Here is a 26,482-nt window from a genome sequence, read left to right on the forward strand (position 1 = left end):
TCGCCGGGGTGTCCCGAACCCGTCAGTCCGGCACGGTTACCGGTGTGCCAGGCCATGACTGCCCAGCTCCCACAGCACGTGGTCATCCGGATGGCCAGTCGCTCACCGACGTATGCAGATAGCCCGCCGTTCCGTCGGTGAGGGCAGTCAGTGCCCGATCGAGCCGCTTCCAGACGTACGGCCTGAGTAACGTCGCCGCCTGGTCCACGGAGACGAATCCGAAAGCCCTGATCTCCGGATCCGCCACGTGGAGCGAAGTGATCTGTCGATCGTCGAGGACTCCGCCGTCGAAGACGAACATGAGGCTGTCGTCCCAGGGACCGTGCGGCGCGACCCAATCGACCACCAGCACCGTGTTGAGCGAAAGCTCCAAACCCAACTCTTCCCGCAGTTCACGCTCAGCAGCCTGGTGCGGCGGTTCGTTCTGCTCGGCCATGCCGCCCGGCAGATCCCAGTCTGGTTTGTAGCTCGGATCCACCAGCAGGATCTCACCCCGACCGTTCCGGATGAGGGCGTCCGCGCCGACCCGTTTGCGGGCCTGCCTGGAGTTACCCTCGGCGAGGTGCTCACGCCAGGCTGCCCGGTCGCGTTCGTACAGTGGCCGTTCTTCGCTGGTCATCGCGGCCGACGTACTGCTGGTGGCTCGTGCAAGGCCCCGGTGGTGCCGATCCACGCGCGGTCGAGCACAGCTTGTCGAAGCCGCTCGATCAACTCCGGAACGTCGCCGCACTGCCCGGTTTGGGACCTGAGCAGCAACGCCACATGTTTCAGCCGGTCGAGGAGTACTGCCGAGCCGAGGTTCGTGGTGTTTGCGAGCACCTCGCGGACAAGAGCACACGCCTCGTCCGGCCGCCCTTGGCCAAGCAGGGCGGTGGCAAGCGTGATCTGGGCGAGAGCACGGCTACGTACGTGACCGTGCTTGCGACCTGCGAGGGCCTGGTGTAGTTGTCGGGCCGCCTCAGCGAAGTCGCCTATCTGGAGAAAACACCGGGCCGCCTCCGAGGCGAGGGATGCTTCGTCGAATGGGCTCAACCAGGGTGAGGAGGAGACAACTGTGCCCTGGAATGCAGTCTCGGCGGCCATGACCGCCGCTACGGCGTCGACGGGGCGGCCACCTGCCGCCAACCCGGACGCGCGGACTGCCTGTAGCCGAGCTTCAAGAGGGCCGTGTGGTGGTCCCTTCCGGAGATGTACCAGCCCGGCGTCGGCGTGTGCCACCGCATCCTGCGCGTTGCCATCCTGGCGAGCGAAGTGACTGAGACTCGCACAGACCTGGGCAGCGAGTTGGCTGTCACCGCTGGCGACGGCGTTGGCAACCGCGTAGGACAGATGCCGGTGGGCCATCGTCCTGGCGCCGCTTTCCAACGCCATCCAGGCCGCCATTTCGGCAAGGGACGCCACGGATTCTGATCCGGGGTGCGTTCGTGAACTCGCACCGGTCGATGGAAGCGCGGACGGGTACTGAGCGAGGTGGGCCGCGACTGTTGCGTAAAGGTGAGCGCCGCCGACCTCTCGATCGACGGCACGGAGCACGTGCACGAAGGGAAGCGCGATGCCGTCCGGTCCAGGCTGGGACTGTGCTGGTGCACTGCTGGGCAGCGCGAACCACAGTATCTCTGCGGGCATGCCGAGTAGCAGCGCCCAGTCGACCAGCCGATCGAGGTCGCGTAACGCTGGCCCGTTTTCCAGACGGCTGAGCTGAGCCTGCGACAGGTTCATCCAGCCAGCGACGAGGTCCTGGGGCAGCGGTCGTGGTCCGTGGTGGGGATGATGCCGGTAGGCCCTGATCACGTGGCCGATGTGGCGCTCGGAAAAAGCGTCGCGTAACTCCCTGGCCCGCCAGAACCCGGACGGCAATGGTGGCGGAGCGAAGAGATAACCACTGGCCTCGCCGCCGCATCGCCGACAGACGTTCGTGCGATTGTCTTTCGCCAGCCGCGTGCCACACCGGCCACAGATTGGCGGGGCTTTGCTGGACATGTCAGGACCCCCACGAGGGTTGCCGGTTCGCGTCGGACAGATACCGACGAGGTTATCGAACCAATGAGCTTTGCGTATATGTCGTACCAACGTTGCGTCATTCTGGCGGGGTGCGTCCTCCGTACAGGATCCACTCACGGCCCGGGGCGGGTGCTGTGGCCACCGGTCTCCGCGATGTACGTCCTTCCGACCGACCCCGCCCGCCTCGGTGCCGATCCAGTCGACAGGTGCGGACGACGTCGGGAGGGCACAGGTGTCTTGGTCTGCGAGAGCCGCCCGGAGGGCGGGGTGGGGTGGTGTTGCGGTTGGGGCGCTGGTCGGCGTACCCGGTCGAGCTGGTGGTGGTCGGCGGTGACGGATCGACCGGTCGATCGGCCGTCTGCGGCCGTCGAGGTCTCCGACGAGATGGCGGCGCACTTCCGGGACACGATGCGGACGCACGCCAACGATCCCGACCTCGGGGTCTGCGTGCGCTGTGGCCGGAGCCGGTGCGACGAGTGGCGGTGGGCATACGAGCGGCTGGTCCTGGCCGGCCGGCTCGACGACCTGCCCCGACCCGCTTGGCCGGGTGATGGTGGGGCGTCCTCGGCGGATGCGGGAGCCGCCGGGTGATGGTGGCGGTGGGGTGGGGGCTGGGCAGCTGGCGAGCGGTGGGCGACGCCGCCGAGTTGGATGCCCTGCTGGCCGGACTGGCGGTGATCTCGACCGGGCCACAGGTGGTCGGGCTGTATTCGCCGAGGTTCCTGGAGCCGGGTTTCCGGCCGGGCAGGCCGCCGGGGCTGCCGTCGTTGCAGCTCGGGCTCGGGCATCCGGTGCGAGGATTGCTCTACTGGACCGGGCCTCACCCCAGTCTGGGCTATGAGCCGGAGTTGCCGTCGTGGCCGGCCGAGGTGGAACGGATCGAGTTCGACTACGGCGGCGATCCGATCGCCTGCGGTCCGAAGCTCGCCAGCGTGACCCCGGGCGCGGTCCGCGACGCTGCCCTGGAGTACGCGGCCACCGGCGCCCGCCCGACCCGGGTCCGCTGGCGCGACAGCTAGCCCGGGGAGGTGCTCGCCCGGACGAGAACGTCGATGATCCCGAGCCGTCTGCGACGATACCCGGCAACCGTGTCGTCAATGCCCCGGTACTGACCCCATTGGAGTGCCTATGCCGAGCGGTAGACCTCTGCTGACCGCGACGTTGATGGTCATGGCGCTGTCGGGTTGCTCCGGCAGCGGAGAGCAGACGTGCCATCTGATTGGAGTCCCCGAGGGGATCGGCCTCACCGTCGACGCGGCGATTGCAGGACGGGTGGAAACAGGGGAGTTGACGCTGTGCTGGAGCGGCTCCTGCCAGACGCGGCCGGTCACGCTACGGCCGAGTTCCCGAATCGCGGACGAAGCCTGTACCGGGAACGAGTCTGACTCCGTCTGTGCCGCACGCGCAGAGCCGACGGGCGAGGAATCGGGCTTCGTCGACATTCCCGACATGCCGTCCGGCCCGGTCGAGGTGACCGTGGACCTGAAAGATCCGGCAGGGAGCCGGATAGTCAACCAGACCCTGACGGTTGACACGAAGATGGTGGACTCTCCCGGGGAGTGCGGGGGAGTAAGGCCGCAGGGCCGGATCGCGGTCGGCGCCGATGGGAAGGCGTACGCGGTCGGCTAGGCGGTCGAGCGCATCGCGGCTCGCCTCCGGCGCCGCCAGCGCAGCAGCACCAGGACGGTGGGCAGCAACCCGACGGCGAGAGCGGTGACCAGCCACGGCGGCGCGGCGAACGGGGAGGGACGCGGATCCGAACCGCGGAACGCGGCCCGGACCAGCAGGTCACCGGGTACCTCCAGGTCGCTGACCCCGGCCGGGGCGGTCAGCAGGACCTGCTCCGGACCGCCTGCGGTGACCGCCGCGAGCGCCGTCTGTCGCTTCTCGTGGTCCGCTTCCGGCGACTGCCGCTCCACCACCGGGTCCGCGCCGCGCCAGGAGACCAGTTCGGTGGCCGAGCCGGTGACCGGGACGGGGTCGCCCACCGGGCGGCCGGTGGTGGCGTCGAGGAACTCGATTCGCCAGGAGCGGCGGAGCGTCTCGGCGGTGTCGGCGCAGCGGGTCGTGCAGCCGTCGTGGGTCAGCAGGGCGATCCGCCGGCCGTCCGGGGTCCAGGCGGCCCGGCCGGCCAGCCGCTGCCGCTCGCCCAGCTCGACCCGCCAGCGCACCGCGGCACTGATCGGATCAAGCACCGTCAGCCACTCCCGCTCGGCCAGTTGCGCGGTCGGGTCCACCGGCCCGGTCACCGCCAGGGACGAGCCGTCGGGCGACCAGGCCGCCGCACTGTGGCTGGCGAAGACGCCGACCGGCAGTACCCGCTCCACCCCGCTCCACGGGTCGACGACGAGGAGGTCGTCCGGCTTCGCCGGATCGTTGAGCTGCTGGTTGTCCGGCCCGTACGTGATCACCTGGTCGTCGTTGTTCCGGGTGGCGACCACCGACCTGCCGTCCGGGGACCAGGCCAGCGGGCGGGACCCCGGCCGGTGCGTACGCCGTTGGTCGCCGCTGCGCAGGTCGAGCAGGAGGCCGGTGCCGGGACGCAGATACCAGCGGCCGTCCGGTGAGAGCAGCCCATGCCCCTCGCCGACGTTGATCGGCAGCAGCCGGTAGCCGCCGTCGCGGCCGACCACGACACCGGTGGACTCGAGATAGCGGGTGTTCGCGGTGAAGAAGAGCACCGAGGCAGGTCCGACCGGATGTTGGCCGACGGTCGCCTGCCAGAGCCACGGATTCCGTACCTGGCCAGGGACGATCTCGGCCGGGGCGGCGTCGCGGCGCGCGGCGAGCCAGCCGGGCGCCTGCGCCGCTACGGCGAGGGCAGCGGCGGCGGCGAGATACACCAGGACTCGGGTACGGCGCGTCGGCACAGGACCATTAAAGCCGAACCGGGGTGGCGAGCGAGTCCTCTCCCGCTGTGCCGCGATGACAGCGAGCCCGCCTCCGGCAGCTGGCCGGGGGCGGGCTCGCGGCGTGCGTCGGCTCCGGATCCGCTCCGCCTCGCCATCGAGCGGCGCGTCGGGCTCCAGCCCGCGCAAGCCGGCACTCTTCAGGAGAGGAAGGCGCCGTACCGTCCGCTGAGGATCCTGTCCTTCTGCGCCTGGCTGAAGTGCGTGTTCGGGTAGTTGTAGAAGGACGCCGACATCGGTGTGCCGTCGGTGTAGGTGGAGTCCGGCAGGCCCAGGGCGTGACCGAGTTCGTGCACCATGCCGCCGTACCAGCGGTTCATGTTGCCGTTGATCCCCGCCGCGCCGTCGGCGTCGTGGCCGCTGAGGATGACCCAGCCGTTGCCGCCGCCGCCTCCGGCGCCCTCGCCTTCGGCGCTGATCTCACCGACGTTGATCCAGCGGTTGTCCGGTGCGCCCAATCCGAACTTGCGCCTGAGTTCGGCCTGCATGTTGCAGACGGTCCACCAGTATTTCGCGCCGCAGGCCGGGGTGTTCTCGTACCAGGTGCGCAGCTGGTCCCCGGTGACGACCTCGACCACCGGATCGTTCAGCCGGAACGTCCGGCCCAGTTCCTGCCGGTAGTACCGCTGGGCCTCCCGCATCACGTTCGCGATGCCGTCCGGATAGCGCTGGTCGTACGCCACGTCGGCGGGCTTTAGCCAGAAGACCCGTACGGTTCCGTTCGGCGGGGCGGCGGACGCGGCCGGTGGTGCGACGGTGGCCGCGGCGAGGACGGTCGCCACCACCACACCGATCGTCAGGCCGATGCGCCAGCCACGGCGTCTCGACCGTGCCGGTGGTCGCCTCTGTTCGGTTGCCATCTCGGTCGTCCTTCCGTTGTCCGGGCCGGAGGTGGCGGAGGCGGGCCGGTGTGGAACATGCGCCTCGACACTCCCCGGCGTACTGGAGCCCGGCGATCGGGCACCGACGGCGGGACGGTCCGATGGGGGCGGTCAGCGGCCTGTGTCGTCGTCGGGGCGCTGTCGGAACCGGCGGTCCGGAGGGTGTGGTCGCGGGGCTCACATCACACCATGGCGGACGAAAACCTTTTCGGCAATGCTTCGAGCAATATCAATGTCTTGCTCAGCTCATCAACCTGAGCAGTGGAATCGACAACCGGCCGCACCGAAAAGGTTAGCGGTCGAGCTTGTCCCGGACCGTCCCGGCCTCCGGACGGCCGAGGCGGTCGAAGATCGCCAGCGCCGCCCGCCACGCCAGGCGGGCTTCGGGTACGGCTCCGGCGGCGTACTGGGCGTCGCCGAGGCGGTGCAGGGATTCCGCCTCCTGCGTCCACTGGCCGAGTTCCCGGCACAGCTCGACCGCCTGCCGCAGATAGCCGACCGCCGCCGCGTGGTCGCCGAGGAGGTGGTGGGCGTAGCCGAGGCTGTCCAGGGCACTGGCCTCGCCGCCCCGGTTGCCGTTCTTGCGGTGCAGCAGCAGCGCCTGTTCGCAGTGCTCGATCGCCTCCCGGTGCCGGCCCAGCAACGCCTGGCACCAGCCGACCGAGTTGAGTGCACTGGCCTGGCCGTCCAGGTGGCCGACCTGCTGGAACAGCCGCAGCGCCCGCAGGTCGGCGCGGAGCGCGCCCGCGGGATCGCCCTGCCGTTCGGCCAGCCAGCCGAGGCTGCGATGGGTGAACGCCTCGCCGACGGTGTCACCGAGTTCGCCGAAGAGGTCCAGCGCCCGCCGGTACGCCGCCCGCGCGTCGTCGTGGCGCCGCAACCGCACGTACGCGGCGCCGAGGAGCCGGTGCGCGTGTGCCTGGGCGGACCGGTCACCGAGGCGGTCGAGCGCCGGCATCACCCGACCGACGGTGGCCAACCAGTCGTCCCAGTGTCCACGATGGTCGAAAAAGTTCACCAGGGTCCAGGCGAGCTGCCAGGCGGGGGCGTCGGAACCGGTGTCGACAGCCCGGGCCACCACGTCCAGCAGTACGGCGTGTTCGGCGGCGAACCAGGCCAGTGCCGACTGCTGGTCGACGAGCCGTTCGGCGACCACACCGTCGCAGGGCGGCGCGATGGCGATCGGGTCCCGCTGCGGCCAGAGCAGCCGGTCGGCGGCGCGGGCCGTGTGCAGGTAGTGGTCGAGCAGCCGGCGTTCGGCGGCCTGCCGTTCCTCCGCCGGATCGCCGCCGGCCAGCTCGACCGCGTACGCCCGCAGCAGGTCGTGCCAGGCGTACCGGCCGGGCGCCACCTCGGCGACCAGGTGGGCGGCGGCCAGCTCGGCGAGGGCCGGCCGGAGCCGGTCCGCCGGCTCGGCGGCGAGACTGGCCGCGGCCGGTGCGGTGATGCTGGGGCCGGGCGTCAGGGCGAGCAGCCGGAACAGCCGGGCCGCCGCCGGGCTGAGGGTGTGGTAGGACCAGGAGAAGACGGTACGGATGTTGGTGGCCGGGCTGCCGGCCCGGAACCCGTCCAGGCCCTGATCGGCGTGGCGCAGCTCGGCGGCGAAGGATTCGAGCGGGAAGCGCGGGTTGCCGGCGGCCCGGGCGGCCACGATCGCCAGCGCCAGCGGGAGCCGACTGCACCGGTCCACGATCTCCGCCACCGCCACGGGTTCGTCGGCCACCCGCTGGTCGCCGAGGCGACGAGCCAGCAGCTGCCGGGCCTCCGGCTCGGAGAGCAGATCCAGGCCGAGCGGGTGCGCTCCCTCGGCGGCGACCAGGTCGGCGAGCTGGTTGCGGCTGGTGACGAGTACGGCGCAGCCCGGCGACCCGACGAGCAGTGGGCGTACCTGGTCGGCGTCGCGGGCGTTGTCCAGCACCACCAGCATCCGCCGGCCGGCCAGCCTCGCCCGGTAGAGGCCGGCCTGGGCCGCCTCGGTCACCGGAAACTGCTGCTGCGGTACGCCGAGCGCGTCGAGGAACCCCCGGATCGCCTCACCGGGGCCGAGCACCGAGCCGGTCTGGTCGAAGCCGCGCAGGTTGACGTACAACTGGCCGTCGGGAAACCGGTCCGCCACCGCGTGCCCGGCCCGGATCGCCAGGCTGGACTTGCCCACCCCCGGCGGCCCGGTGATGACCAGGGTTTCGGCCCGGTCGGTCAGGTCGTCGAGCCGGCGCCGGATGTCGTCGAGTTCCGCCTCGCGGCCGACGAAGCGGGCCGGGTCCGGCGGCAGCAGGTGCGGCGCGACCGACCCGGCCGAGACCCGTTCCCCGCTCCCGCCACCGGTCTCGATTCCGCTGGCCGTGCCGGGCGGGGTGGCCGGAGTTGGTGCCGGTCCGGTCGCGGCGGGCTCCGGGACCACGGCAGCGGTGCCGGCGGCGCTGCCCGGCGGCCGGTGCAGCGGCACGTCACGCCGCAGGATCTGGCGCTGCAACTCCTGAAGTCCCGGGGCGTCGATGCCGCGCTGGCGGAGCAGGAGCAGACCGGCCCGGCAGAGCCCGGCGGCCTCGTCCACCCGCTGCTCGGCATAGAGGGCGACAGCGAGCAGCCGGCGCAATCCCTCGTCGTACGGCTCCTCGGCCACCACGCCGGAGAGTTCGACGACCACCTCGCCGTACCGGCCGAGCGAGGCGAGCGCCTCGGCGTGGGCGAGCCGGGCCGAGCGGTGCAGTGCGCCGAGCCGGGCGACCTCGTTCAGCGCGAACGGCCGGTCGGCCACGTCGGCGAAGGCCGGGCCGCGCCAGAGCCCCAGGGCGTCGTGCAGGACGGTCACCGCCCGGGCCGTCGCCTCGGCGTCGTTCGCACCCAAAAGTTGGCGGGCCTGCGCGTACTCCTGCTCGAACCGGTGCGCGTCGAGCCGGTCCGGAGCCAGGTCCAGCCGGTACCCCCGGCCCGAGGCGTTGCCGGCGCCACTGATGATGGCGGAGGCGCCGGGGGAGTCCGGTCGCAGGGCCCGGCGTAGGTGCGACACGTGGCTGCGCAGCGTGGCCGGTGCCCCGGGCGGAACTCCGTCGCCCCAGAGCAGGTTCACCATCCGGTTGGCCGGCACCGACGTACCCCGGTTGAGCAGCAGGATCGACAGCACCTCGACCTGTCGCGGCCCGAGCCGGACCGGGATGCCGTCGCGCAGCACCCGCAGCGGTCCCAGCACCGAAACCAACAGCATCCCGACCTCGCACTTCGAAGGCTTCTCGGCCCGGCAGTGGAACTTGTTGATGTTACCGGGGCGGCTCCACGTCCCTTCCACGCTTCTTCCACGCCCCCGGTGTGATCCTTAACGGACGGTGCTCTGCGGCAACGGGGGAGGGAGCGGTCGCGATGGAACTCGCGGTCGGACTGTTGGGGCCGTTGGACATCCGTCAGGACGGGGAGCCTGTCACAGCGCCGGTCGGCAACCGGCGCCGCATCCTCGCCCTGATGCTGCTCGACGGCGGCGCCGTGTCACGTACCAGGTTGGTGGCCGAACTGTGGGGCCGGGAGGCACCACGGTCGGCAGCGGCAAACCTGCGCACCTACCTGTCCGGGCTGCGGGCGTGGCTGGCCGACCGCGCCGACCTGGTGCGTGACGATTCCGGATGGCGGATCGTCCCGCCGTCCCGGGTCCGCTTCACTCTCGACGTGACGAGCTTCCGGGCCGCGCTGGCGCAGGGGCGGCGCGCGGCCGAGGTCGGTGATCTGGCGGGGGCGGGCGGAGCCCTGCGGTGTGCTGTCGGGTACTGGCGGGGAGCGCCCCTGGAGGACGTGTCGCAGGGTGGCCCGCTGGCCGCCCGTGCCGCCGTACTGGAGGCGGAGCGGTTCGCCGCCACCGAGGAGTACGCGGACGTGCTGGTCCGGGCGGGAGAGTACGAGGCGGCCCGGGCGCTGCTGCACGAGTTCCTCGGCGACCATCCGCATCGGGAGCGCGCCTGGGGGCAGCTCATGGTCGCCTGCTACCGCAGTGGTGACCTGGCGGGGTCGCTCGCCGCCTACCGCAGCGCGCGGGTCGCGTTGATCACCGGGTACGGGATGGAGCCGGGCGACGAGCTGACGGCCCTGCACCGCGCGATCCTGCAACGCAAGCTGCCCGTTGAGGCGGCCCAGCCGACTCCGTATCCGCCTGAGCAGTTGCCACACCGCCATCCGGTGCGCGTGCCAGCCCGGATCGTGCGTCGCCGGGCGGCGGCCGGGTCGGTGGAACGCTCCTGACCCGGCGGTCCATCGTGAGCCCACGTCCGCTCTGCTCTGCGTCCTGGCAACCGTGGCGAACACGTCTGCATGGCCGGCTTCGCAACTGTTGCCGCGAGAAGCGAGGAGGAAAAGTATTACGGTTCGACGGTGAGCGCTTCAGTTCCTGTGGTTCCGCATGTCGCGTACGGGCCTGGCGGGCTCGTTGCAGTGCGCGTGCAAGTCGAGGCGGCAGTGAATCAGCGCCCATAGTCGCGACGCTCAGAATCGCGGCGGAGCAAGAACGGACGCACGCTGTTCTCCCAGACCTGATATGCAATGAACGAGGTCAAGACAAGGCCAACCGACCAAACGATCAGGAGACCCACGCCTTGAGCCTTGGAGGACTCCACTAGTTCCTCAAATATCGCGGGTGTCGCAGCCGTGAGTGCCAGTGCCGATATTCCTGGGAACGCAATGAAAGTTGGCTGCAGAAGGCCCACCGAACTCCTTCGAGAACGTAGCCGGTTGAACTCTTCCCAGTTGAGGCCGCCGGGCGCCCGAGGGGAGAGCTCGGTTTCGATGTATCGGCCGAGGCGAGCAATATCTCGCCTCATAAGCACATACCGCGAATACAGCAAGTATGTCGAGACGGGTAGGATTAGCAAGAGGGTCGTCCGGTTCGCGCCGGATAAGGCGAATCCGAAAAGTGCCCCCGCTGTCGTGATCTGGTAGATGAGCAGATTGTGTCGTTGGGCGCTGAGATCAAGGATCTCTTGTCGTAGTGCGGCGAATTCAGCTAAAAGTGCTTGCAGATTCGAATCGCTGCCGCTGTCGTCGGACATGCAATCAGGATAGTGTTCCAGTGCAACGGGGTTTCCAGTGAATCAATGGTCGCGGTCGACCTTTTGATGGATCTTGACACGGTAGGACCCCATGCACAACCTTGATCGAGGCCGTCGGTGCATTGATCTCGGCATGAGCGGGCGCTGCAGGAATGACTAGCCCGTTAGATGTGCGGCCCGAGGCGTTACGGCGCGTAACAAGCCTGATCTGCCCCTGGTATTACTGGATCATAGTTGCGGCGCGGCGGTCAGCGGGGAGGACGCCGGTCTTGACTCCGACGACGAAGGCGGACCAGGCGTACGGCGGGAAGGCGAGGACCGGTCCGACCTCGTCCTTGCTGTCGCGCACGGCGACGACGCCGGTCAGGTTGTCAGCGACCTCGACGCACTCGCCACCGTTGTCGCCGCTGCGGGTGCTCTCGCGCCACTGAACACCGGTCATGTTAACCATGATGGACCTCGCCGGCGAGCGACCCCGCCGACCCTGGCCGGAGCGATCGCATACGCCCTCGATCATCTGCCGAGTGCGCTGGCCGAGGCGGTACCCGACGACCCCGCACGACCACTCGGCGCGTCGCAGGCGGCGATCGGGGAGCCGATCGCCGATCCGGAGCCGATGTTGTTCCGGCCTCGCCGCGCACCAGCCCGGCGAGTGGGTGACCGGGCGTTTCGACGCGGCCGGCCGTCGGGTCGAGCTGTGCGAGTGCGGCATCCGTCATCTGGTTGGCGCCGCCGACTTCGCCACCGCGCTCGGCGTTCTCGGCCTGGCAACCCACTGACCTGCTGGTGGGTGTGGCTGCCGCGCCCGCCCGCGTGCCGGCGGTGCAATCATGATGCGGTGGTCGTCTGGCTGCCCACCCCGCTCGATGCCGGCCCCGTGCTTCTCCGTCGGCCCGCTGCCGAGGATCTGGCCGGGCTGACCGGGCTCTACACGGATGGTGAGGTGCGGCGTTTCCTCGGTGGAGCGCTCGACCCGGCGACCGCGGCGTCGAGGGCCGCTCGGCTCCTGGCCGAACGGGCCTGGGGGCGGTTCGTGATCATCGACCGGTCCACCGGCGAGTTGGCCGGCAGCGGCGACCTGGCTCGCAAGCGCGGCCCCTGGGAGATCTCCTACCAGCTGCGGCCGGCCTTCTGGGGTAGGGGCCTGGCGTCCGCGACGATCAACGCCTTGGTCGGCTGGTTCTTTTCGCAAATGGAAGAGGAGATCCTGATCGCGGTGACCCAGGACGCCAACGAACGCTCGACGAGGCTTCTGGAGCGCAACGGCGCGACGCTTCAGCACCGGTTCGTGGAGTACGGAGCACTCCAGCGGCAGTACGAGTTCCGGCGCACGTCCCGCCGACCGGGTGACCGTCAGTAGCGGACGAGGTGCGGCCAGCGGGCGCGGCCGTGGTCCGGGAGGTAGGGTCGAACGGTCGTCGCGTCGAGATCCTCGCCGTGGCGGGTCGGGTCGGATGCTCCCGGTGATGGTGGTCGTCGCCCGCGACCTGGGCTTATGTCGAAGGCGTCGTTGTTTGCCGGATCGCCACAGACCGTCGCAACCCGACAGACTAGGCTGCACTAGCGGCGACTCCGGCGAACTGGACCCACGGCGGCACTAATAGACGATCGTTGATATTTCGTTTCGTAGCTGTAATACTTCTGGAAGCGCTCCCAGACCGATCTTGAGCGCCGATGAAGGAGGATGTACAGTGCGTTCACACCACCACGACCAGTCCGGCCGGCGACCCCGGTCCGCCGCCCACCAGTCCCTCCGAGCGCTCGTCCTGGTGCTCGCCATGGTGGCCGGCTCGCTGGCCTGGACCGGCGCGGCCCAAGCTCACGGCACGATCGTCAACCCGGCATCTCGCGCCTACAAGTGCTGGCAGGCATGGGGAAGCAACCACACCAACCCGGCCATGCAGCAACAGGACCCGATGTGCTACCAGGCGTTCCAGGCCAACCCCGACACCATGTGGAACTGGATGAGCGCGCTGCGGGACGGCCTGGGCGGCAACTTCCAGGGCAGTACCCCCGATGGCCAGCTGTGCAGCAACGGCCTCTCCAGGAACAACAGCCTGAACCAGCCCGGAGCGTGGAAGACGACCAACGTCGGCCGCAGCTTCACCGTCCAGCTGTACGACCAGGCCAGCCACGGCGCTGACTACTTCCGGGCCTACGTCACCAAGCAGGGGTTCAACCCGGCCACCCAGCGCCTCGGTTGGGGGAACCTCGACCTGATCACCACGACCGGCCGGTACGCGCCCGCCCAGAACATCTCGTTCAACGTCTCGACCTCGGGACGCACGGGACACCACATCCTCTTCGTGATCTGGCAGGCGTCGCACCTCGACCAGGCCTACATGTGGTGCAGCGACATCAACATCGCCTGATCGGCACGACCGACAGTCGAGTCTGAACCGGCCCAGGACATCGTCCTGGGCCGGTTCGGTTTTTTCCGGAACGTTGCCGCGCCGGGCGGGAACCGAGCGAGCTGACGGAGCGTAACCGTTCCTCTGTGGTCGGTGATTGACAAGACGATCACGACAGCTTCAAGATTATCCAGCCCGGGCAGTAGGCAACGATCGCCGCCGGTCCCGGCGGCTGTTGCATCCTGCGTGTCATCCAGCGGTCCGCCGTCTCCCCGGCGGCCGGTCCCACAAGGGGAGAACTGCGCAGAAAGGGTTGCAACGCGATGTCAGATCTTCCTGGCCCCGGCTGGCGACGCCGCGTCGTCGTCGCGGCATCGGCCGCCCTCGCCGGCCTGCTCCTGGTCAGCCCGGCCACGGCGGGCGCGCCGACCCCGACCCCATCCGGATCCGACACCAGCGGACACCCCGATCTCGGCCGGCTCGCGGGCGAGGCGACGAGCGTGGTGGAGGTCCTGCTCGCCGACAGCGACGAGCTGGACAGGCTGGTCGCCACCGGCGTCGACCTCGACCACCACGTGAGCCGGACCGCGAGCGGCATCGTGGTGCACGCCGTCGTCACCCCGAACGAGGTCGCCACGTTGCGGGCGAGCGGCTACCGGCTCGGCGAGGTGCTCTTCACCCCCGCCGACTCGGCCCGACGGATCGCCGAGCGTGACGCGACCATCGCCGCCCACGCGGCGGAGAACGAGGCGCTGCGCGAGACCCAGTCCCGCCGGGGCGCCCAGGCACCCGCCGACGTCAAAATCATCCGGGCCGACTACTACACCTCCGGCACCGACCAGGTGTTGTCGGTGGAGGCGAAGTGGGCGCAGGGGCAGACCGCCACCGACGCCCTCACCGTCACCCGGGACAGCGGTCCCGGCACCCCGATGGGCTCCGGCGGCACCCAGACCATCTCCCGCTTCGTGGATGCCGGGGTGTACCTCTACCACCGTGGCGCCTCGACGGTGACGGCCCGGCCGAACTACATCCAGATCACCAGCCCGAGCGGCGACGTGGCGGTGGCCAAGGTGAACCAGTGGCTGCCCATCCCGAGGGAGAACCCGGAGGGTCCCGGCTACCAGAAGGACTTCGTCTCCAGCTACCTGACCCCGACCGAACTCTACGACCGGATCCACCAGCTCGCCGAGCAGTACCCGAGACTGGCCGAGATCGTCGAGTTGCCGCACAAGACGAACGGCTACCGGCGTAAGGCGCAGGCGGTGCTCGGCGCCGCCAACTCGAGCCGGGTCGCGGTCGACTCCAAGGCGTGGGGGCACGAGGGCGGCAACGACATCACCGTCGAGTTCGCCGACCCCGGCGCCGCCGACCAGGCGCTGTCGGTGCAGGTGACCGGCAACGCCATCCGGGTCAGCCTCGGCACCGACGCCTCCGGCGCGGTGACCAGCACCGCCGCCGAGGTCGTCGCGGCGCTGAACGCCACCGCCGGATCGCTGGTCGTCGCGTACACCTATCGGGGCGACACCGGCGGCGGTGTGGTGGCGCCGGCCGCGTCGACGCCGCTGACCGACGGCCTGAGCGCGCCGGCCAGCGTCTCGCGTGACCCGCACCCGGTGTACGCGATCCGGATCGGCAAGCACCGCAACAGCTCCAAGCTGGGTGTCCTCGCGTACGCCCAGGAGCACGCCCGGGAGTGGGTGCCGCCGCTGGTCACGATCGAGACCGCCGAACGGCTGCTGCGCAACTACGGCCACGACCGCCGGACCCGGGACCTGCTGGACAACCTCGACATCTGGATCGCCCCGTCGATCAACCCCGACGGCGGGCACTACTCGTTCTACGACTTCAACTCGCAGCGCAAGAACATGACGAACCACTGCCCGCAGACCGGGTCGGCGGACGCGCTCGGCCGCAACTCCTGGGGCGTGGACAACAACCGGAACTACACCGAGTACAGCCTCTTCGACGGCTACTCGGGCGCGTCGCCGAGCTGCACCAGCGGCACCTACGCGGGCCCCGGCGAGCTGTCCGAGCCGGAGAACCGGAACCTCGACTGGCTCGCCTCCCGACCGAACATCAAGTTCTCGATGAACCTGCACTCCTCCGGCAACTACTTCATGTGGTCGCCGGGCGCGTACGCCACACCGGGCCGCATCTCGGCGCCCCGGCCGACCCTCGGCGAGGAGTCGTTCTTCTGGGGCGCCTCGTCGCGGATCCTGACCTCGATCAAGCGGCACCGGAACATGGCGGTCACGCCGGCCCGTACCGGCCCGATCTCCGACGTGCTCTACTCGGCCGCCGGGAACTCCGGCGACATGCTCTGGTACAAGTACGGCATCTACGCCTGGAACTTCGAGGTCGGCACGTCGTTCCAGCCGGAGTGGGCCGAGGCGCACGACGAGACGATGGAGTTCGCCAACGGACTCGTCGAGCTGATGCGGGTGGCGCGGGACTTCGACACCGACCGCAGGCGACCGGAGAGCGGCCTCTCGGTCACCCGCAGCGCCACGCCTGGAATGGTGGACGTCAGGTTCGAGGTGAGCGAGCCGGCGGCGGTCTTCTACACCCTGGACGGCCGCAAGCCGACGTACTCGTCCACGCTCTACGGCTCGGCCGGCATCCGGGAGGGCGGCGAGACCCTGACCGTGCGCTACGGGACCAGGATCCACTGGTTCTCGGTGGACGCGGCCGGCAACGTCGAGAACAACTACCGTCCGGACGGCCGGGGCAAGAACTACCGCAAGGGCGTTGCCATCCCGCCCCGGCGGTGACGACGGCTCCGACACGACCACGTGGCGGCCGCGGCTCCTCCGGGTGCCACGGCCGCCGCGTCGCGTCGGGCGGGTGTGCTGCGGTTCCGGACGCTGGCGCGTACCGGTGCGGTCGCGGCGGGGCTGTCGATCACCTGACGGACCGGGCGAGCAGGTCCGCCACGGCGGCGCGTACCGGGTCGGGGTCCGCCCAGCTCCAGTTGGGGTGGGCCCGGTTGGTGAGCAGGGCGAGCACGAGTTTGCGGGCGGGGTCGACCAGCAGCGAGGGGCCGGCGAAGCCGGTGTGGCCGAAGGTGTGCGGGGAGGAGAGCCCGCCCATGAACCAGGGCTGGTCGAGGACGACGCCGAGGCCGTGCGCGGAGGTGCGGTGCGGGCGGTCGGGGTCGACCGCGGGTTTGCCGGCGTTGTGGTTGCGCAGCATCCGGGCCACGGTCTCGGCGGCCAGGATCCGGGTACCCCGGTAGGTGCCGCCGCCCAACAGGAGTTGGCCGATCGCGGCGACGTCGGTGGCGGAGGCGAAGATGCCGGCGTGTCCCGCGATCCCGCCGAGGTGGTTGGCGACGTCGTCGTGCACCGTGCCGCGCAGCAGACCTCGGGAGGATCGGGCGTCGGTGGCGACCAGCCGGGTGGATCTGGCGGTGGCGGAGAGCCAGGTGTTGGGGTTGAAGCCGGTGTCGCGCAGGCCGAGCGGCCCGGTGAGGTTGGTCTTCAGGGCCTGGTCGAGGCGCTGGCCGGTGACCTTCTCCACGATCTTGCCGGCGACCATCAGGCCGACGCTGGAATAGCGGAACGTGTCGCCGGGTGTCGCGCCGGCGAGCAGCGGGGTGCTCAGCACGGCGTTCCAGCGGGCGGTGTTGTCGGGCAGGCCGGTGACCTTGGCGCCGACCGGGAGGCCACTGGTGTGGGTGAGCAGCATCTCGACGGTGACCCTGTCCTTGCCGGTACCGCTGAAGTCCGGCAGGTAGCGGCGGACCGGGGCGTCGAGGTCGACCCGGCCCTGGTCCACCTGCTGGAGCAGCAGGATGGCGGTGTAGACCTTGGTGACCGAGGCGAGGTCGAAGATCGAGTCGGGGCGCATCGGGACCCGTTGACCAGCCGGGAGAAGCTTCGGCCCGGCGCCGTAGCGCAGCGCCTCGCCGACCGCGGTGTGCACGGTGGCGACCCCTCGGACCAGGACCGTGGCGACCGCGCCGGGGAAGCCGCTGTGCTGGAAGGTGTTCGCGGTGGCGGGTAGCTGCCGCTTGAGCAGGGCGGTCACGTCCGCCGCGTAGCCGAGGCGGTTGCCGGGCACCGGTTCCGGCGCGCTCGCCGGCCCGGGGGCGCCGCCGGGGGTCGACGTACCGGTCGGCGCGGTGCCGGCGGCCCCTCCGCTCCCGCCTCCGGTCGTGCGCGTCCTGCTGCCGGCGCCGCCCCACGCCGCGTCCGACCCGGCCCCGTCGGGGCGGTCGCAGCCGGCGAGGGTGGCGGTGGCGGCGGCGAGACCGGCGCTGACCAGGGTACGACGGGTGATGCCCATGGCGGTGATCCTGACAGCCGGGGATGCTTTGCACCACCGACCCGCCGGCCCTCGGTGACGAGTCCGCCCGTTGCCGGGTCGGCGCACGACGGCGAGGCGGGTTCGCGGGGCCCGGGGAAACTCCCGCAATGAGATTCACATATTTAGATGTATCTAGTACGATCATCGCGGGAGCCACCCCGCCGCCGCAGGCAGCGCAGTCGTCCTGCCCGCGGTTCCGAGATCAATGACGTTGGTGTCGGCGCGTGTTTCCTCGTGGGCCAGGGCATCCCGTCGAGCGACACAGGCGTCGGCGGAATGCTGGAGCACAGATGAAAGCTGCACGAAGAGCCCGCCGTCTGATATTCGGTGCGGTCGCTGTCCTCGTCACCGGGCTCACGATGGTCGTGGTCAACCAGGCCGGCCCGGCCTCGGCGCACGGATCGGTCACCAACCCGCCGTCCCGGAACTACGGGTGCTGGGAGCGCTGGGGTGACGACCACCTCAACCCCAACATGGCGCAGACCGACCCGATGTGCGCCCAGGCCTGGCAGGCCAACCCGAACACCATGTGGAACTGGAACGGCCTGTTCCGGGAGAACGTCGGCGGCAACCACCAGGCCGCCGTCCCGGACGGGCAGCTCTGCAGCGGCGGTCGTACCCAGGGCGGGCTGTACGCCTCGCTCGACGCGGTCGGCGCATGGGTCGCGAAGCCGATGCCGAACAACTTCACGCTGACGCTGACCGACGGGGCCCGGCACGGTGCCGACTACATGCTGATCTACATCACCAAGCAGGGCTTCGACCCGACCACGCAGCCGCTCACCTGGGGCAGCCTGGACCTGGTGCTGCGCACCGGCAGCTACCCGACCACCGGGCTGTACGAGGCCCAGGTGAACGCGGGCAACCGCACCGGGCGGCACGTCGTCTACACGATCTGGCAGGCGAGCCACCTCGACCAGCCGTACTACCTGTGCAGTGACGTGATCTTCGGCGGTGGCGGCAACCCGACCAACCCGCCGCCGACCACCCCACCCCCCACGAACCCGCCCCCGACCACCCCGCCGCCGACCACCCCGCCGCCGTCGGGCAACGGCGGCTGCACCGCGACGTACGCGAAGACCAACGAGTGGTCGGGTGGCTTCGGCGCCCAGGTCACCGTTCGGGCCGGCAACGCCGCGATCTCCGGATGGACGGTGAACTGGACCTGGCCCAACAGCCAGAGCATCACCAACTCGTGGAACGCGACGATAACTTCGTCGGGGTCGTCGGTGACGGCCACGAACGCCGGTCACAACGGCGCGCTGAGCGCCAACGGCAGCACCAGTTTCGGGTTCAACGGTTCCTGGAACGGCACGAACACCGCACCGACCCTGACCTGTACGGCCAGGTAGCAGCAACCGCGACGGGGGTGGCGCCGACCGGTGCCGCCCCCGTTCCGCTGCCCCGGATCAGCCGACCATGCGGTCGCACATCCGCCACAACCGGTCGGCCTTCTCCGGGTCGATCGCGTAGTCGGCGACGGACGAGGCGAGTTCCGCCTGGTCGGTGGGCGGGACGCTGACCGGCCTCGCCTCGGCGCAGTCGTTGAAGTAGCGGCCGGTGACGCCGGAGAGCAGCGGTGAGGTGGCCAGCAGTACGGAGGTGGCCGCGCCCTGCTGCGGGCTCTTCTGTAGATCGACCGGAACACCCAGGTCGCCGCCGATGTACTGCTGAAGTCCGGTGGCGATCGCGCCCGGGTTGAGGGCGTTGGCGGTTATCCCCAGCCGGGCCCAGCGACTGCCGGCGCCGACGGCGAAGAGGGCCACGGCGGTCTTGGCCTGCCCGTACGCCTGTTGCGGGTGGTAGGGGCGGGAGAGGTAGTGGATGTCCTGGAATACCACGGGGGAGAGGTGGTGGGCAGCCGAACTGACCGACACGATGCGGGCGCCCTCGGCCCGGGCCAGCGCGTCACGCAGTCCGACGGCGAGCAGGTGGTGGCCGAGGTGGTTGACGGCGAACTGTTCCTCCCAGCCCTGCGGTGTCCGGTGCAGTTCGGGCAGGGCCATGATGCCGGCGTTGTTGACCAGGATGTGCAACGGTCCGTCCCAGTCGTCGACGAAGGTCCGGATCGACGAGACGCTGGTCAGTTCCAGGGGTACCACCCGCACGTCGGGGTTTCCGGTCGACGCCGCGATGTCGGCGGCGGCATGGGCGGCGTTGTCGTCCCGGGCCGTCACCGTCACCTGCGCCCCCGCGCCGGCCAGCGCCCGCGCCGTCTCCAGACCGATGCCGGAGACGCCTCCGGTGACGACGGCTCGGCGTCCGGACAGGTCGATCCCGGCGATGACCTCCTCGGCGGTGGAGTGCCGCCCGTACGGTGTGACGATCCGTGCCATGATCCGTCTCTCGGTTGGTTCACTCCTGGGTGGTTTCGCCCGGCAACCGTCCGCACCCGCCGCAGCGCGCTCCCCGTGCGCCGCGCGGCGGGCAGTCCGCGCGGTGCTGCCGGTACCGGTCGCGCTCACGCTTCGCTCGTCATGATCGTCCGCCTACCGGCCCAGCATTCCCGCCCGGCACCACTTCAAGCGCTGGTCGGCGGCGCTGCTTCGCCGGCCGACTCTTTGGCGACCGGCCCGCGGGGACGAGGAGATTTCGACTCCGGGCCCGGAAAGGGACTACCTGACCGGATCGGCCGCTCTCGTCGGGTACGCGGTTGCCATATGACAGATCAGCCCGCTGCCGTCATATTTCCTTCCTATTGTGGCAACTGTGGTGGCCCGCAGACCGTCCGGGTGGCGGTGATGAGCACCCGGCGGGTCCGGAAGTTTCGCGGCGCGCTGGTCGAACGGTGGCGCCAACTGCGGGCGATCGAGGTGGTCGTGGTGCAGAGCGCCGTGGCGGCGGCGCTGGCCTGGTTCCTGGCCGCGGAACTGGTCGGCAACCCGCAGCCCGTGTTCGCCCCGATCGCGGCCATGGTCACCCTGGGGATCTCGTCCGGCCAGCGCCTGCGCCGGGCGGTGGAACTGGTGCTGGGGGTGACCGCCGGCATCGCCGTCGGCGACGGGCTCATCTATCTGATCGGCACCGGTTCGTGGCAGATCGGCGTGGGGGTCGCCCTGGTCATGATGGTGACGATCCTGGCCGGCGGGTCGGCGGGTGTGGTCTCCCAGGCGGCCACCTCGTCGGTACTGGTGGCCACGCTGCGGCCGCCGACCGAGGGCATCTACTTCACCCGGCTGATCGACGCGCTGATCGGCGGCACGGTGGCTTTGGCGGTGATGGCCCTGCTCCTGCCGGTGAATCCGGTGACCGTGGTGTCGCGGGTGGCTCGGCCGGCTCTCGACGTACTCGTCGACAGCCTGACGGGGACGGCGCGCGGCCTGGCGGAGCGCGACCAGGACCGCGTGCAGGAGGCGCTGGCCGCGTTGACCCGTGGTGAGGAGAAGCTCGACGAGTTCTACGACGTCCTGCCCGAGGGTCGGGAGGCCGCCACCATCGCACCGCTGCGCTGGCGGTCGCGGGCCGCGTTGCAGCGGTACGTGAAGGCCGCCGAATACCTCGAACGGGCGGTACGCAACGCCCGGGTGCTCACCCGGCGGGCGGTGACGCTGCTCCGCGACGACGAGCCGGCGCCGGCCGAACTCGTGGCCTCGCTCTGCGGGCTGGCGGAGGCGGCGAGGGTGGTGCAACGCGATCTCCGCCGTGGGTCGCTGCCGAAGGCGTCGCACCTGGTGTGCCAAGCCGTCGAGCAGGCGAGCGCCGCCTACCGGCAGGGGCTGGGCTTCTCCGGGAGCGTGGTGGTCGCACAGGTCCGCGCGATCGGCACCGACCTGCTCGGGACGACCGGGCTGCCACACGACGACGCGGAGCGGGAGGTACGCCGGGCCGGCGGCAGGCCGGGAGACAGCTTCGAGGCCACGAACTCCGCCGGTGGTGCGGCGGACCCGTCCGGTGCCGACCGGCGTCCCGACGGCGGCGGCACCGGCTGAGCGGAGCGCCGTGCCCGGCCGGCGGGGTGGTTGAGGGTGCCGACATGACACTCCTGGAGCCGTCGGTTCCACCGCCGCGTCGGGCAGCGCCGATGGAATCGCCGCACGATACGATTGGCCGTTGGTGAGCGCATCGTCGCGGTGGGCTATCCGAGAGGACGCGGAGACCCGATGTCGGGGACGTCGCTTGGGATCGGCTTCGTGCTGGTGCTGCTCGCGTTCGTCGGCTGGACCGGATACCGGGCGGCCAGCGTTGGTGGCACCTGCCTGCTCCTGGCCGGTGTCGGACTGGTCCTTGAGGAAGCCGTCGGATGGATGCCCGCCGACCAGGAGGCGGTGCTGACCTATCAGCTCGGGGTCGTCGTCGTGGCGGCGGCCGTCGCCATCCCGTTCGGCCTGCGTCGCCGCCTCGACGGTGCCGGCGGCATCGTGGTCGCCCTGGTGTTCGCGCTGACGTCGCTCGCGGCATCCCGGTTCGCCGACCCCGACTCGGCACTGCGGATCGTACTGGGGGCGTTGACGGCCGCCCTGGTGCTGATCGCGCTGCACATCCTCGCCGACCTGTGGGTGCTGCGACCGTACGTCGCCGTGGGGACGTACCTGCCGATCCGGCGGTTGTGCCGGGGGGTGATGCTGACCGCGCTGGCGGGAATCCTGGTCAATGCCGCGAGTCTCCTGGTGCCATGGCTCTGGCCCGCGCTCGGCCTGCTGTTTCTCAGCTTCACCTGCTTCGTCGTCGCGCTGCAACTCACGACCTTCGTGGTGATCCTCGTCCGCAACGGCCCGTTCGCGAAGGCGTGGGCCCGGCGGTGGTCGCGGACCAGGCGAGCGGCCAACGTCGAACTGGTCGGCTGGGGTGCGGCGGGCGCCGGTGCGTTGACGTCGCTGGGGATTCCGGTCGCGATCCCGGATGTTCTCCGGCCACCCGCGCCGGTCACGGTCGCGCTCCTCGTCCTCGGCGCGGGCTGCGTGGTGGCCGGCGGCGAGATGCTGCGCAGGGTGCTGGACCGGGCCGCTTCGCACCGGTACCGCCCGGAGCCGCCGGAGAGCCCGCACGTCGCCTCGGCGCTGCGCGGACTCGTCGAGTCGGAGCCGGTCTACCGGCTGCTGCCGGGCATCGTACGGAGGTGGTGAGGGTCGTGCGGGACGCGATTCAGACCGGCACGCTGGTGCTGGTGGCGTGGCTGCTCGTGGGCGCCCTGTTCCGTGGCGACGCCGTCGTGCAGGCCGCGCTGTCGCTGGCCCTGGTCACCGGTGGACTGCTCTGGGAGTCGGTCTCGCCCTGGATGCCGCCGGACCTGCGGCCCGCGCTGCTGAACTCCGCCGTGACCCTGGTGGGCTCGGCGGTGGTGGCGATCATGATCAGCGTGCGCAGCGACGACCGCTGGCGCGCCTGGGTGGCGCTGCTCGGCGCCGCGGCGGTCACCGGTGCGGTGCTGCGATACGACGTCGGCGAGCATCAGTCCTCGCTGATCATGACTGCGACGGTGCTCGCCGTCGTGGCGGCCGGGGTGGCCGTGCACATCCCGCTCGTGCGACACGTGCTGCGCCGCGAAGAACCGCAGGCGGCGAGGAGTGTGCACGGGCTCTGGACGACCGGGATGATGTGGGCCGTGCTGCTGGCCGTCGGCGTCGTCGCGCTGTGGCGGCAGACGATGCCGGGCTGGGCGGTGTCGCTGCTGGCGACCGGGTCGACCGCTGCCGGGATCGCGGCGTTGACGATCGGCCACACCATCGCACTGATGTGGCGCCACCCCGGGTTCGCCGGGGCGTACGCGGTGCCGATGTCCCAGACCCGGATCGACGTCCGGGCCGTCCTGCTCGGTGGCGTCCTGCTCTTCTCCCCGATAGTCGCCCTGCCCGGCCTCGTGCGGGCCCTGGGCGGCGGTCCCGAGTGGGCGGACGCGCTGAGTTGGACGGGCGGAGCGGTCGTGCTGGGCGGGGTGTCGAACGTCATGCGGGTGATCCGGCGCGAGGCGCTCCGACAACACCGGAACGCGCTGGCCGATCGGGGCTCCGCCGCCGTCCGGGACCGGGCGCTGGAGGAACCCGTCTACCGGCTGCTGCCCGGGTTGGTGAGCGAACGCGACTGAGGCCGGTTCAGAGTCCCTGCAACGCGGCCTGTACGGCGCGGCGGTCGGCGACCGGTAGGCCACGCTTGCGCAACATCCCCCTGAGTACGCTGCGCGCCTGATCGGCGTACCCGTGACCGGCGAGCTCGGCCACCGCGGCGGTCTGGGCCTGCACCGGCAACCCGCTCGCGGACAACCAGATCGCCATCATCAGTCCCCACAGCGCATCCGGGTCGTCGGTGCTGCCGACGTCCCAGGAGTCGACGAGTTCCGCCGCCCAGATCCGGTTCTCCGCCACCAGCGAGCTGAACTCGCGCATCCTCTTCAGCACCTGGTGCAGATCACCGTCGACGCCGAGGTCGCGGAGTGTCTCCAGGGCGCTTCCGGTCTCGCCGAGGTGGTCGAGTTCGGCCGCCATCCGCAGCCGTGCCAGCGCCGGCCAGCGCCGGTCCCGGGCGGCCTCGCGGAGTACGAACCGGTCCCGACCCTCCTCGCCGGCCCGGCGTACCAGGAGGTCGACGTGCCGGAACGGATCCCCCTGCGGACCGGTGGACGGTGACACCGGATCGGCGCGGAGGTAGGCGGCGTTGTGCACCAGCGCGAGGTCGCTGGCCGTGTCGCTGTGCACCTGCCTGGGTGCCGGCAGGCCGCTGCCGCGCATCCTGCGCAGCAGGTGCCGGTATACCGCGTCGACCGACAACAGCGGGGCCCCGTCGGGGATGCCGTTTCGCAGGGTGGCGATCAGCTCCCCGGTGAAGACGGTGTAGCGCTCGCCCTCGTGGAACAGCGCCTGGAGGTCGCCCGGCACCGAGGCGAGGGTGTAGGTGCCGGAGACCTCCACCTGGCCGAGCAGGTCGGCGTCGGCACCGCCGAGGGCCCGGATCGCCCGTCCGGAGTAGCAGCAGTCGAGGACGAGCACCCTGGTCCGGGCCGGGCTCGCCTGTACTGCCTTACGCAGCAGGCCGATCGGCAGCGCGGTGTACTCGGCCATTTCGGGATCGGTGTCGGCGCAGGCGAGCAGCAGTTCGCCGTCCTCGCCGACCAGGCCGTGCCCGGAGAAGTAGACGACGAGCACGTCGTCGGCTTCCCGGCACCACGCCGCGACCTGCCGGATCGCGAGGTCCTTGCTGGGGTCGACCAGGGTGTGGCAGCTCTCCTCGCCGAGTCCGCCCAGCCGGGGGTCGCGGAAGACCCGGGCCAGACCCTCCACGTTGCCGGTCACCGGCGGGATCTCCGGCAGCCCGTACCGGTAGTTCGCCGTACCGACGAGGATCACCCGGGACCGGTCCGGGTCGGCGAGCCGGAGTTCCCTGCTCGGCATCGTTCGGCTCAGCCCTCGTCCAGGGTGCGGGAGAACTCCGCCACCATCTCCTTCAACTGGGCGAGGTCCGCCGCCCGGACCCGGTCCGCGGTGATCGTGACGCTCCGGTTGCCCTTCTTGACGGTCGCGGTGATCTTGGCGTTACGGTGGCGCATCCACACCGACATCGTGCCGAGCAGAGCGGTCACCGCACCGCCGCCGCCCGCGGCGATCGTGATCGTGTCGAGCACCGCGCCCATCTGCCCCGGCCCCGGTTCGTGCCGCAGCAACCGCGTCCGACCGGCGAAGTCGTCCTGCTCGCCGAGCCACCGCTGTAACGACAGCACCTCGTCGAGGCTGCCGTCCACTGTCACCCGCAGGTCGGTCGGATCGTCAACCGTCACGGTGTCTGACGCTAGCAGCCGGTCGGTGGGCCAGTCACCGACCGGCAGCTCGGTCGATCGCCGTCGGCCGGTGCGCCGTCGGCGTCAGTTCCGGCCGCCGGAGCAACCCGGCTGGCAGCCGCACGCGTCGCCGGTGGTGGCGACGACGGCCCGGTCGGTCCCCGGCGGCGCGCTGAACGGTACGGCGCAGCAGGTGTCGCCGCGCCAGGCCTCCCGTCCCTCCCTGACCGCGACGGCGGCGATGACCAGCGCGGCGACCGGGTCGGCCCAGGACCAGCCGAAGAGGCTGTTCAGGCCGAGCCCGACCAGGAGTACCGCCGACAGGTAGGTGCAGAGCAGGGTCTGCTTGGAGTCGGCGACCGCCGAGCGGGAGCCGAGTTCCCGGCCGGTGCGTCGCTGCGCATAGGACAGCAGTGGCATGACGGCCAGCGAGAGCGCGGCCAGGACGAGACCGATGGTGGAGTGCGCTGCCTCGGCGCCACCGACGAGGGCGCGTACCGACTCGACCGTGACGTAGCCGGCGAGGGCGAAGAAGGAGATCGCGATGATCCGCAACGCGACCCTCTCCCGGGACTGCGGGTCCCGGCCGGCGAACTGCCAGGCCACGGCCGCCGCCGAGGAAACCTCGATCACCGAGTCCAGACCGAATCCGATCAGGGCGGTCGACGAGGCGAGCGTGCCGGCGGTGATCGCCACCACCGCCTCGACGACGTTGTAGGTGATGGTCGCGGCGACCAGCAGCCGGATCCGCCGGGCGAGCAGGGCGCGGCGGGCCGGTGCCGGGCCGGCCGGCTGCGACCGCAGCGGCGCGGCCATCAGCAGCAACCCCGGGTCGCGGCGTCGGGACAGGTGGCCGGGTCCACCGCCAGCACCAGGCCGAGCAGGTCGCCGAGGGCGTGCGCCAGCCGGGCGTCGGCCAGCTCGTAACGGGTCCGGCGGCCCTCCGGTACGGCGACCACCAGGCCGCAGCCGCGCAGGCAGCCGAGGTGGTTCGACAGGTTCTGTCGGCTGGTGCCGAGCAGGTCGGCCAGTTCGGCCGGGTAACCCGGGCCGTCGCGCAGGGCCAGCAGGAGTCGTGCCCGGGTCGGATCCGACAGTGCGTGACCGAATCGGGCCAGCACCTGTCCATGCGTGAGTGTCTCCACGACGCGATAGTACATTCACCGCTGTACTGTGGGCGGCCCAACCGAGGTACCCGCTGGGTGAACGCCGCAGGTACCCGCAGTGGCGGCCCGGTGTCCACTTGGCGCCATGTCGCCTCTGCGGCACCGCAGGGTGCTGACCGGGCAAATGCTCCGGC

At 70.8% G+C, this 26,482-nt stretch carries 25 protein-coding genes; 12 read left to right on the forward strand and 13 right to left on the reverse strand.

The genetic code is table 11. The features are described 5' to 3' along the window. Positions 1-82: 82 nt before the first annotated feature. Both V1634_RS18330 and V1634_RS18335 read right to left on the reverse strand, forming a co-directional pair. Positions 83-619 (reverse strand): NUDIX hydrolase, encoded by a 537-nt coding sequence (locus V1634_RS18330; protein WP_331209072.1) that lies wholly within the window; start codon positions 617-619, stop codon positions 83-85. Beyond that, positions 616-1,980 (reverse strand): helix-turn-helix domain-containing protein, encoded by a 1,365-nt coding sequence (locus tag V1634_RS18335; RefSeq protein WP_331209073.1) that lies wholly within the window; start codon positions 1,978-1,980, stop codon positions 616-618. Before V1634_RS18335 ends, V1634_RS18330 begins: the two co-directional genes overlap by 4 nt. Before the next feature lie 351 nt (positions 1,981-2,331). On the opposite strand from V1634_RS18335, the gene V1634_RS18340 reads away from it, so the two are divergent. The 3 genes from V1634_RS18340 (at position 2,332) to V1634_RS18350 (ending at position 3,630) form a co-directional block, all read left to right on the forward strand. After that, entirely contained in the window at positions 2,332-2,592 is a 261-nt protein-coding gene (locus V1634_RS18340) for a hypothetical protein (RefSeq protein WP_331209074.1), read from the forward strand. Further along, positions 2,592-3,020 (forward strand): Imm1 family immunity protein, encoded by a 429-nt coding sequence (locus V1634_RS18345; RefSeq protein ID WP_331209122.1) that lies wholly within the window; start codon positions 2,592-2,594, stop codon positions 3,018-3,020. The genes V1634_RS18340 and V1634_RS18345 overlap by 1 nt, the downstream gene beginning before the upstream one ends. Positions 3,021-3,129: 109 nt before the next feature. Next, positions 3,130-3,630, forward strand: a complete 501-nt coding sequence (locus V1634_RS18350) for a hypothetical protein (RefSeq protein WP_331209075.1) — start codon at positions 3,130-3,132, stop codon at positions 3,628-3,630. On the opposite strand, the gene V1634_RS18355 is transcribed toward V1634_RS18350, so the two are convergent. The 3 genes from V1634_RS18355 to V1634_RS18365 form a co-directional block, all read right to left on the reverse strand. Continuing rightward, entirely contained in the window at positions 3,627-4,844 is a 1,218-nt protein-coding gene (locus V1634_RS18355; protein WP_331209076.1) for a TolB family protein, read from the reverse strand. The two genes, V1634_RS18350 and V1634_RS18355, sit on opposite strands and share 4 nt — an antisense overlap. Before the next feature lie 206 nt (positions 4,845-5,050). Next, the gene (locus V1634_RS18360; protein WP_331209077.1) at positions 5,051-5,770 is read right to left on the reverse strand and encodes a hypothetical protein; all 720 of its coding nucleotides are present in this window, start codon (positions 5,768-5,770) and stop codon (positions 5,051-5,053) included. Positions 5,771-6,083: 313 nt separating this feature from the next. Further along, positions 6,084-9,077, reverse strand: a complete 2,994-nt coding sequence (locus tag V1634_RS18365) for an AfsR/SARP family transcriptional regulator (protein ID WP_331209078.1) — start codon at positions 9,075-9,077, stop codon at positions 6,084-6,086. Positions 9,078-9,148: 71 nt separating this feature from the next. Here V1634_RS18365 and V1634_RS18370 point away from each other — a divergent pair, with 71 nt between their 5' ends. Continuing rightward, entirely contained in the window at positions 9,149-10,015 is an 867-nt protein-coding gene (locus tag V1634_RS18370; RefSeq protein WP_331209079.1) for an AfsR/SARP family transcriptional regulator, read from the forward strand. 218 nt (positions 10,016-10,233) lie between these two features. On the opposite strand, the gene V1634_RS18375 is transcribed toward V1634_RS18370, so the two are convergent. Next, positions 10,234-10,818 (reverse strand): hypothetical protein, encoded by a 585-nt coding sequence (locus tag V1634_RS18375; RefSeq protein ID WP_331209080.1) that lies wholly within the window; start codon positions 10,816-10,818, stop codon positions 10,234-10,236. A 220-nt stretch (positions 10,819-11,038) separates the two neighbouring features. Further along, a complete protein-coding gene (locus V1634_RS18380) occupies positions 11,039-11,260 on the reverse strand; it encodes a DUF397 domain-containing protein (RefSeq protein ID WP_407951807.1) in 222 nt (73 codons plus the stop codon). A gap of 214 nt (positions 11,261-11,474) precedes the next feature. On the opposite strand from V1634_RS18380, the gene V1634_RS18385 reads away from it, so the two are divergent. The 4 genes from V1634_RS18385 to V1634_RS18400 all read left to right on the forward strand — a co-directional run bounded on the left by V1634_RS18385 (position 11,475) and on the right by V1634_RS18400 (position 15,940). Beyond that, positions 11,475-11,597: a hypothetical protein gene (locus tag V1634_RS18385; RefSeq protein WP_331209082.1), complete on the forward strand. Its 123-nt coding sequence runs from the start codon at positions 11,475-11,477 to the stop codon at positions 11,595-11,597. Between the two features lie 59 nt (positions 11,598-11,656). Next, complete coding sequence (locus V1634_RS18390) at positions 11,657-12,178, forward strand: GNAT family N-acetyltransferase (protein ID WP_331209083.1); 522 nt, start codon at positions 11,657-11,659, stop codon at positions 12,176-12,178. A gap of 331 nt (positions 12,179-12,509) precedes the next feature. Then, the gene (locus tag V1634_RS18395) at positions 12,510-13,190 is read left to right on the forward strand and encodes a lytic polysaccharide monooxygenase auxiliary activity family 9 protein (protein WP_331209084.1); all 681 of its coding nucleotides are present in this window, start codon (positions 12,510-12,512) and stop codon (positions 13,188-13,190) included. Positions 13,191-13,492: 302 nt separating this feature from the next. Beyond that, positions 13,493-15,940, forward strand: coding sequence for a M14 family metallopeptidase (locus V1634_RS18400; protein ID WP_331209085.1), 2,448 nt, complete (start codon positions 13,493-13,495; stop codon positions 15,938-15,940). A 130-nt stretch (positions 15,941-16,070) separates the two neighbouring features. On the opposite strand, the gene V1634_RS18405 is transcribed toward V1634_RS18400, so the two are convergent. After that, positions 16,071-17,456, reverse strand: a complete 1,386-nt coding sequence (locus V1634_RS18405; protein WP_331209086.1) for a serine hydrolase domain-containing protein — start codon at positions 17,454-17,456, stop codon at positions 16,071-16,073. Positions 17,457-17,767: 311 nt separating this feature from the next. On the opposite strand from V1634_RS18405, the gene V1634_RS18410 reads away from it, so the two are divergent. Next, positions 17,768-18,829 (forward strand): lytic polysaccharide monooxygenase auxiliary activity family 9 protein, encoded by a 1,062-nt coding sequence (locus V1634_RS18410; RefSeq protein ID WP_331209087.1) that lies wholly within the window; start codon positions 17,768-17,770, stop codon positions 18,827-18,829. A 57-nt stretch (positions 18,830-18,886) separates the two neighbouring features. On the opposite strand, the gene V1634_RS18415 is transcribed toward V1634_RS18410, so the two are convergent. After that, on the reverse strand, positions 18,887-19,813 hold the full coding sequence (locus V1634_RS18415; protein ID WP_331209088.1) for an SDR family NAD(P)-dependent oxidoreductase: 927 nt from the start codon (positions 19,811-19,813) through the stop codon (positions 18,887-18,889). 405 nt (positions 19,814-20,218) lie between these two features. Between V1634_RS18415 and V1634_RS18420 the strand changes: the two genes are divergently transcribed. The 3 genes from V1634_RS18420 (at position 20,219) to V1634_RS18430 (ending at position 23,499) form a co-directional block, all read left to right on the forward strand. Next, positions 20,219-21,406, forward strand: coding sequence for an FUSC family protein (locus tag V1634_RS18420; RefSeq protein ID WP_331209089.1), 1,188 nt, complete (start codon positions 20,219-20,221; stop codon positions 21,404-21,406). A 171-nt stretch (positions 21,407-21,577) separates the two neighbouring features. After that, positions 21,578-22,540, forward strand: a complete 963-nt coding sequence (locus V1634_RS18425) for a hypothetical protein (RefSeq protein ID WP_331209090.1) — start codon at positions 21,578-21,580, stop codon at positions 22,538-22,540. 5 nt (positions 22,541-22,545) lie between these two features. Further along, positions 22,546-23,499 carry a hypothetical protein gene (locus V1634_RS18430; protein WP_331209091.1) on the forward strand — a complete coding sequence of 318 codons (954 nt, stop codon included), beginning with the start codon at positions 22,546-22,548 and terminating at the stop codon, positions 23,497-23,499. 7 nt (positions 23,500-23,506) lie between these two features. Here V1634_RS18430 and V1634_RS18435 read toward each other — a convergent pair whose 3' ends face one another. The 4 genes from V1634_RS18435 to V1634_RS18450 all read right to left on the reverse strand — a co-directional run bounded on the left by V1634_RS18435 (position 23,507) and on the right by V1634_RS18450 (position 26,342). Beyond that, a complete protein-coding gene (locus tag V1634_RS18435; protein ID WP_331209092.1) occupies positions 23,507-24,799 on the reverse strand; it encodes a caspase family protein in 1,293 nt (430 codons plus the stop codon). A gap of 8 nt (positions 24,800-24,807) precedes the next feature. Then, positions 24,808-25,182 (reverse strand): effector-associated constant component EACC1, encoded by a 375-nt coding sequence (locus V1634_RS18440; protein ID WP_331209093.1) that lies wholly within the window; start codon positions 25,180-25,182, stop codon positions 24,808-24,810. Positions 25,183-25,266: 84 nt separating this feature from the next. Further along, on the reverse strand, positions 25,267-25,998 hold the full coding sequence (locus tag V1634_RS18445; RefSeq protein WP_331209094.1) for a cation transporter: 732 nt from the start codon (positions 25,996-25,998) through the stop codon (positions 25,267-25,269). After that, positions 25,998-26,342 (reverse strand): ArsR/SmtB family transcription factor, encoded by a 345-nt coding sequence (locus V1634_RS18450; RefSeq protein ID WP_331209095.1) that lies wholly within the window; start codon positions 26,340-26,342, stop codon positions 25,998-26,000. Before V1634_RS18450 ends, V1634_RS18445 begins: the two co-directional genes overlap by 1 nt. Positions 26,343-26,482: the final 140 nt, after the last annotated feature.

It is taken from the genome of Plantactinospora veratri (assembly GCF_036421995.1).
Lineage (GTDB): Bacteria > Actinomycetota > Actinomycetes > Mycobacteriales > Micromonosporaceae > Plantactinospora > Plantactinospora veratri.